Origin of the sequence: Grimontia celer (assembly GCF_900055185.1) — a bacterium.
Classification (GTDB): domain Bacteria; phylum Pseudomonadota; class Gammaproteobacteria; order Enterobacterales; family Vibrionaceae; genus Enterovibrio; species Enterovibrio celer.
In genome coordinates, this window is sequence record NZ_FIZX01000074.1 from 1 (window position 1) to 529 (window position 529).

The following is a 529-nucleotide window of genomic DNA, read 5'->3' on the forward strand; positions in this document are numbered from 1 at the left end:
AACGTTGCACTATTTACAAAATCATCACATTTCGTCATTCTAACCAATGTTTAGACGTATGTGGCAACTCAAAATACCTATTTAAATTAATAATTTGAGAAATCACAAATCATTATCTACGCTTTAAGGTGTTGTTACAATCTGCTCCGAATCGGATCAATTCTAATGACTTTTGATGCAACACAATTAGCACATTGTATTCAGGGTGGACCTGATTTACACGGAAATAACGGGAAGGATACACAATGGCAAAGAAACTCACTCTTATTGCTTCTTTAGTAGCGGCATCTGCTGCAATGATGAGTACATCAGCATCTGCTGCTGACGGCACTCTCGACAAAGTCACTAAAGCTGGCGTTTTAACCTGTGGCGTTAGTACTGGTCTTCCAGGCTTCTCTAACCCTAACTCAAAAGGTGAGTGGGAAGGTATTGACGTAGAATACTGCCAAGCTCTTGCTGCTGCGGTATTGGGTGACAAATCCAAAGTTAAATACGTTCCATTGACTGCAAAAGAACGTTTTCCTGCACT

1 pseudogene is annotated in these 529 nt (G+C 40.3%); it reads left to right on the top strand.

Annotated features, from left to right (window positions below):
- Positions 1-245: 245 nt before the first annotated feature.
- Positions 246-529, top strand: a pseudogene (locus GCE9029_RS25495) (amino acid ABC transporter substrate-binding protein); the annotation flags it as partial.